Source organism: candidate division TA06 bacterium, from assembly GCA_016208585.1.
GTDB lineage: Bacteria > Edwardsbacteria > AC1 > AC1 > EtOH8 > UBA5202.
Genome location: JACQXR010000061.1, coordinates 21,420 through 28,694 on the forward strand (window position 1 = coordinate 21,420; position 7,275 = coordinate 28,694).

Below are 7,275 nucleotides of genomic sequence, written 5' to 3' on the forward strand. Positions count from 1 at the left end.
AAACTGCAAACTGCAAACTGCAAACGGTAAACTGTAAACTGTAAATATGCCCAAGCGCCTCCTGCTGATATTATTGCTGTTATTGCCTTCCGCCATCCTCTTGTCCCAGGAAATTCCGGAAACCGAGGATGAGGCTTTGATCCAGGAATACGCCGATGAGCTGTCGTATCTCAGCGCCCATCCGGTCAATCTGAATCATTCCGGATTGGATCAGCTGCTGCTGCTGCCGGGGATCACCGCCTATCAGGCTTTGAGGATCAGCGATTATTTGCGACAAAATCCAAACCTCCGCCGGCCGGAAATGCTGGTGCGGGATTCGGTGATAGACCAAAATGCTTTTGAAGCAATACTGCCTTACACCTGTGTTGACGGAACAATTGTGGCAAAAAAGCCGCTGGTAAAAGCGTCTCTTAAAGGCAAAAGGGCCTGGCCCTTGTCTGAAGAAATGGAATCGGGCGATTATGTCAACTCTCCCTGGAACTATCGGGAAAAGTTTACGGCAAATATTTTCCCGGATCACGAAGTGTTTGTCCAAGCTCAAAAAGATGCCGGAGAGGGGAGTTTCAAGGATTTTTACTCGGCCAGCCTTTATTATCACGTTCCCGAAGGACGGTATTCCTGGCTGGCGGGAGATTTCAGTTCCCGGATAGGCCAGGGGCTGATTCTGGGCGGTGGCGGGCGGGCCATAGTTTCTGCCGGATGGACTCAAGCTAATCTTAAACCAGCGCAACTCATCAAGCCTTATCACAGCGGCAGCGAATCGGCCTTCTTAAGGGGTCTGGCCGGTCAGGTTGAATTGCCGTATGATCTCACTTTTTTGACGCTCGTCTCCTATAAAAGAATAGATGCCAAACTTGACTCCGTTGGACAAATCGCCAACGTTTACACCGATGGCTATCACCGCGATTCTTCGGAATATTCCCACAAGAACAAAGCTTTCGAAAGAATAGCGGCCGCCCGGCTGGGCTGGAAACAAAGCCGCTCCATAGAGACTGGAATTACGGCCTGCCATGCTTCATATTTCCCCGGATTGAACGACAGCCTATACTATCGCGGCTTGGCCGGGTTAGATGCCAGAGTGATGTTTTCCGGATTATGGCTGGCGGCGGAAATGACCGGTTCCGGCGCGGGGCAGACCGCCGCCAACGCCGCCTTGGGCTTCCGCAGCGGCCCGGCCGAATCATATATCGCTTATTACCGCTATGGCCAGGGTTACAAAGCGCCGAGGTTCGGGGCCATGGAATATTACGGGGGCCGGGACGAGCAGGGGGCCGTGATAAGCTCCACCGCCAAAATGCCGTTCAAGACCAAGATCAGCGGCCTGGGTTATCTTTTCCATCCGTTATCGGCCGGAGGGCAGATAGCAAAAGGGCAGGGCGGTTACCTGTTGGAATTTGCCGCCGAAAATGATATAATAAAAAACCTGAGGCTTTCCTGGCGCTGGCGGCAAAAGGGGAAATACGAGATCAACCCCGCCGAAGGCCAAAACGATTTTGAAGCCCTGGCGGTGAAGACCTCCTACAAACTTTCGCTGGCCTGGGACCTCAGCCGCCGCCATACCTTTTACGGACATTACCAGCGGGCGGGTTACCGGATATCAGCCTTGCAGGCCAGGGAACGGGGAGAGTGTCTTGATCTGGGTTTGAAATACAAAACCGGACGCAATATCTCCATATTGGGCCAAAGCGTTCTGTTCAACATCCAAGGCTACTATGCCCGGCTGTATGCCTCCGAGCCGGAACTCCTGAACGACGCCTCGTTTCACGCCCTGTGGGGGCAAGGCCGCCGTGATGTGCTGGTCCTAATATATAGTTTTAAGGGCTGGGCCAAGCTGGATCTGAAAGTGGCCCGGGAGATCAGGGACTTTGATAAGGAAACTGCCCGGAAGACTGAGGTGGAATTGCAGCTGGAAATTGCTTTGCCGTGAATTGGTTTTGCCACCAAGACACTAACTAAGAGTTTATCCTTAAATAACAATTTGGGCATAAACGGCTGCAAAACCGCATTTTGTGACCATTTGAGCTTTTTGTGGCAAAAAATATCCAGAGCACCAGCCGGCGGACGGATCCCATTTCCACCCGCAGCAACTAAACGTAAATTATAAAAAATGAAACAGGACCCAAAATACCTGAACCGGCCCAGGCGCCAAAGCATGCTTCCCTTCTGTCCCCCGGACATCGGACAGGAGGAGATCGACGAGGTGGTGGACTCCCTGCGCTCCGGCTGGATCACCACCGGGCCCAAGACCGCCAGGTTCGAGCAAAATCTGGCCGCCTACGTGGGGGCCAAACAGACCGTAGCCCTGAACTCGGCCACTGCCGGGCTGTTCCTGTGCCTGAAAACTTTGGGAATAGGCCCGGGGGACGAGGTAATCACCACCCCCTATACTTTTGCCGCCACGGTCAACGTCATTCTGCATGCCGGGGCCAAGCCGGCGCTGGTTGACGTCAGAAAAGAGGATTTCAACATTGATCCGGCCCTGATAGCAAAAGCCGTCACTCCCAAAACCAAGGCCATCATCCCGGTGCACTACGCCGGCCGGAGCTGCGACATGGACCGCATCGCCGCTTTGGCTGAAAAGCACGGGCTGACGGTGATCGAGGACGCGGCCCACGCCATCGGCACCGAGTATAAGGGCAAGAAGACCGGCAGCATCAGCCGGTTCACGGTCTTCAGCTTTCACGCAGTCAAGAACGTGACCACCGGCGAAGGCGGGGCCATCACCACCGACGACAGTGAGATGGCGGAGAAACTTAGGGTCATGTCGCTCCATGGCATGAACAAGGATGCCTGGAAACGCTATGCCCCCGGGGCCAAGCGCCAGTACGACATCGTCCAGCCCGGATACAAGTACAATATGATGGACCTGCAGGCGGCTTTGGGGATCCACCAGCTGCGCAAGCTGGAGCGGACCATCGAAAAGAGGAAGGCCATGGCCGACCGGTACCGGGCCGGCTTCGCCGGCATTAAAGAGCTGACCCTGCCGAACGATGATCCCAACGGCCGGAACTGCTGGCACCTCTATCCGGTATTGCTGGACCTGGAAAGGCTGGGCATCGACCGGAACAAAGTGATAGAGCTCCTGCAGCAGGAGAACATCAGCTCCAACATCCACTACACCCCGGTGCACCTGTTCAGCTATGCCAAAGAGTATTTGGGCTACAAGCAGGGGGACTTCCCCAACGCCGAATGGCTGGGGGAGAGACAGCTGACCCTGCCGTTCTACAACCGGCTGAGCACGGATGACATAGATGACGTGATAGCGGGCCTAAGAAAAGTAATCGTGGGCAATCGGAAGTAGACAGGACGGGGATTTTCTCACCACAAAGACACATCAAGGCACCCAATGAATACCAAATGGGACACGGATTTTAACCGATAAATGCGGATTTATTCTTACATAAAGTGCCTGCCCACTAAAAGACACTAAAAAATATTTGTAAAATAATATTTCGAGTAGTTTCGTATATTTCATGTCGGCGCGCAAGCGTGGGGAAAGGGTACCCGGAAACCTGCCCGCTAGAAACACTAATGAATGCAAAAAATAATAATGGTAAATTTCGGGTGTTGTTTAGTGGGAAATAAATCTTAAAATAGATGCGCTATAAAAAGATCATCTTGGTGGCCGGGACCAGGCCCAATTTCGTTAAAGCCGCGCCGCTGCTGAAGGCCTTTAAGACCCTGCCCTCTGCTAATCGGCCCAGGGTCTTACTGGTGCACACCGGACAGCATTACGATTACCTGCTGTCCAAAATCTTCTTTGAGGACCTGAAGCTTCCCATGCCCGGCATCTTCCTGGGGGTCAGGGCCAGGACCCCGGCCGGGCAGGCCGACGAGATCATGGACAGGTTCCCAAAGGTGCTGGCCCAGGAAAGGCCGGACCTGGTGATGGTGGTGGGCGACGTCACCGGCACCCTGGCCTGCGCCCTGGCCGCCAAGCTATCAGGCATACCGGTGGCCCACGTGGAGGCCGGCCTGCGCAGTTACGACAACACCATGCCCGAGGAGCTTAACCGGGTGCTGACCGATCACATCTCGAACCTTTTGTTCACCAGCTGCCCCGAGGCCGAGGGGAATCTGATAAAAGAGGGGATCGCCAGAAACAAAATATACTTCGCTGGCAACGTGATGATAGACACGCTGAAAAATCAAAAATCAAAAATCAAACATCAAAAAATATTGTTCAAGCTGGGGCTGAAAGAAGCCGGCAGGATAAGGCCCTATGTGCTGCTGACCCTGCACCGGCCGGGCAACGTAGACGATCCGAAGGTCCTGACCCCGATACTGAAGGCTTTTGGGAAGATAGCCAAAGAAGTAACGGTAATATTTCCGGCGCACCCCAGGACGGTGAAACGGTTGGATACGAATGCAAAATTTAGATTGCAAATTGCAAATTGCAAATTGCAGAAAACAGGAAACGGCAAACAGGGAACGGTGAACGGGAATTCCGGCCTTCGCATAGTTCCCCCGCTGGGGTACCTTGATTTCATAAGCCTGCAGAGCCGGGCCCTGGCCGTGTTCACCGATTCCGGCGGGGTGCAGGAGGAGACCAGCTTTTTGGGCGTACCCTGCTTTACGGTGCGAGAGAATACCGAGCGTCCGGTAACGGTGAGGCTGGGGACCAATCAGATAATAGGCACGAAGCCGGGGGCGATACTTAAGGCTTGGAACAAAATTAAAAGGCAGAAGGCAGAGTTAAAAAATGGGGAAATGGGAAGGCAGAAGGCAGAAGGCAGCCCTTCGACGCCGCTCAGGGTAAAAAAACGGAAAACGGAAAACGGAAAACGGAAAACGGGCATTCCCAGATGGGACGGGAAGGCGGCGAAGCGGATAGTCAACACAATTATCAATGAACAATGAACAATTGGCAACGAACAACGAACGAAAGGCAAAGAGCAATGAACAATGAGCAATGAACAATAAACAGTAAACGGTAAACGGCAATAGTAAACGCCAAACTTTAAACTGTTTAAAGAGAGGAACGGGAGATGAAAAAAATATCATTGGCCATGTTGGTGCTGGCGGGGTTAAGCCTGCTGGTGGGGATCGTTTCCAAGGTTGGGATACTGCCCAATGAGTTCCTGGATATCCGGCACCATACGTACATTGACCTGGCCCAGTTGTTTTTGATTGCGGCCATCGCGCTGAAGTATTGCTGCAAAAAGTGCGAGAAGAAGGGGGAATAACGGGAGGCTGATAAACGCTGATTTACGCGGATACTATTTTCACGCAAAGACACCCTTCTATTCATCAGGGTAAACTCTGCATAGAGATCAAGAAATCGGCTTGCCTGGTATTACCCTATGAAATATAAGTAAAATCTGCGGTAATTTGTGGTAATCAGCGGACAGCAAGGGTTAAATTTTAGAAACACAAAACCAATAAAGGGGCCATATGGATGCCGAGCAAAACATAAGGGTCATTGCCGGGAAGATCGCCGACTTGTTCCAGCCGGAGCGGATCATACTATTTGGTTCCTATGCCTATGGCAGCCCGGACCAGGACAGCGATATCGATTTAATGGTGGTTATGGAGACCGACGCCCCGCCCCATAAACGGGCTATTCCCATCAGGCGGGCGCTTAAAGGCATGGGACAGGCCAAGGATATCATAGTGAAAACGCCCGAAGAGTTCGAACGTTTTAAGGACATTGTAGGCACTATAGTTTATCCGGCGGCCCATCAGGGGAGGGTGCTGTATGAACGACGATAAGAACAATGTGGCCCGGGCCTGGTTCTTAAAGGCGGAAAACGACCTGAAAGCCGCCCGGCAGATCATGCTGATGGCGGCGCCGCCCACCGACACCATATGTTTTCACGCTCAGCAATGCGCCGAGAAGTATTTAAAAGGCCTGCTGACCTATCACCAAGTCGCCGCCCCCAAGACGCACTCGCTGGAAGAACTGGCCCAGCTTTGCGAGCAGGCTGTTCCGGACATTACCTCCGCGCTGACGGAGGTTGAAACATTGACCAGCTACGGGGTCCAGGTGCGCTACCCCGACGATCTGTACTACGACATCCCGATGGCGGACGCCGTGGAAGCCCTGGCCATAGCGGAGAAGGTAAAACAGGCGGTGCTGGGTCTGGTGCAAGAAGGACTAGCAGAACACGGCATTGGACGCTGATTACCGCAGATAAGCACTGATTTTATCCACACGAAGCCGCACCAAGGGCATAAAGCTAACATACTAAAACGCGGCTCTAATATTGCTTAACCTGCCTGTCGTTTCTTTGAAAAAAGGGAACCTAGGCTTGTTACTGCTATTGTGTTGGGGTTATAAAAGGCTACCAACCATATTGTAATGGCGTGACAATTTCATAACAATCGGTTAAATGAAAATATCCGTAATATTTGGAACCCGACCGGAAGCTATAAAACTTGCGCCGGTTATAATGGCACTGATAAAAAAGTTCCGGGTCGAGGTTGATGTTTGCGTCACCGCCCAGCACCGCAAAATGCTGGATGAAACGCTGGCGGTTTTCGGGATCACGCCCGACACAGACCTGGATTTAATGCGGCCCGGACAGACCCTGGCCCAGCTTACCATCCGGGCGGTTTTGGCTTTGGACGGGTATCTCGGCAAATATAAGCCGGACGCCATTCTGGTCCAGGGCGACACCACTACGGTGCTGTGCGGGGCATTGACGGCCTTCTACCATAAAATAAAGATCGGCCATGTGGAAGCCGGTTTAAGGACCTACCAGAAATATGCGCCATTCCCGGAAGAAGCGAACCGGGTGCTTACCAGCCACCTGGCCGATTGGCATTTTGCCCCCACCGAAACCGCCCGGCAAAGTTTGCTGAAAGAGGGCATCGCAGACAGTAAGATATTCGTAACCGGGAATACGGTCATTGATGCGCTGTACATGGTCCGCGAGAAGGCTAAAACAAAAGAGTTTGATGAGTTCCCGGAACTGAAATCGTTGCATTCGACATTCGACATTGGACATTCGACAATGGTGTTGATAACAGGTCATAGAAGGGAAAGCTTTGGCGGGGGTTTTGAGCAGATCTGCGGGGGGATAAAAAAGATTGCCCAGAAATTTCCCGAGATCCAGGTGGTCTATCCGGTGCATTTGAACCCCAACGTGCAACAGCCTGTAAAAAAGATATTAGGCGGGCTTAAGAATGTACCCTGAAAAAAGCGTTAATTGTATCTTCCTGAAACAACAATCCGCGCAAACATTGAGTTTCAGGAGGATAGTCCTATAAATAATTTTGCAAACCAGTTGAATTATCGTGATCGAATGCTATCGATTCTTTTAATAATACCGT

Annotated in this window: 7 protein-coding genes; all 7 read left to right on the forward strand. The window is 52.3% G+C overall.

Annotation, left to right across the window (positions count from 1 at the left end):
- Positions 1-46: 46 nt before the first annotated feature.
- The 7 genes from HY768_05085 (at position 47) to wecB (HY768_05115) (ending at position 7,139) form a co-directional block, all read left to right on the forward strand.
- A complete protein-coding gene (locus HY768_05085; GenBank protein MBI4726583.1) occupies positions 47-1,927 on the forward strand; it encodes a hypothetical protein in 1,881 nt (626 codons plus the stop codon).
- A gap of 180 nt (positions 1,928-2,107) precedes the next feature.
- A complete protein-coding gene (locus tag HY768_05090; GenBank protein MBI4726584.1) occupies positions 2,108-3,301 on the forward strand; it encodes a DegT/DnrJ/EryC1/StrS family aminotransferase in 1,194 nt (397 codons plus the stop codon).
- A 296-nt stretch (positions 3,302-3,597) separates the two neighbouring features.
- Positions 3,598-4,860 carry a UDP-N-acetylglucosamine 2-epimerase (non-hydrolyzing) gene (wecB, locus tag HY768_05095; protein MBI4726585.1) on the forward strand — a complete coding sequence of 421 codons (1,263 nt, stop codon included), beginning with the start codon at positions 3,598-3,600 and terminating at the stop codon, positions 4,858-4,860.
- Between the two features lie 128 nt (positions 4,861-4,988).
- The gene (locus HY768_05100; GenBank protein ID MBI4726586.1) at positions 4,989-5,186 is read left to right on the forward strand and encodes a hypothetical protein; all 198 of its coding nucleotides are present in this window, start codon (positions 4,989-4,991) and stop codon (positions 5,184-5,186) included.
- Between the two features lie 208 nt (positions 5,187-5,394).
- Complete coding sequence (locus HY768_05105) at positions 5,395-5,712, forward strand: nucleotidyltransferase domain-containing protein (protein ID MBI4726587.1); 318 nt, start codon at positions 5,395-5,397, stop codon at positions 5,710-5,712.
- Positions 5,699-6,124: a HEPN domain-containing protein gene (locus HY768_05110; GenBank protein MBI4726588.1), complete on the forward strand. Its 426-nt coding sequence runs from the start codon at positions 5,699-5,701 to the stop codon at positions 6,122-6,124. The genes HY768_05105 and HY768_05110 overlap by 14 nt, the downstream gene beginning before the upstream one ends.
- A gap of 208 nt (positions 6,125-6,332) precedes the next feature.
- The gene (gene wecB / locus HY768_05115; protein ID MBI4726589.1) at positions 6,333-7,139 is read left to right on the forward strand and encodes a UDP-N-acetylglucosamine 2-epimerase (non-hydrolyzing); all 807 of its coding nucleotides are present in this window, start codon (positions 6,333-6,335) and stop codon (positions 7,137-7,139) included.
- The last annotated feature ends 136 nt before the right edge of the window (positions 7,140-7,275 follow it).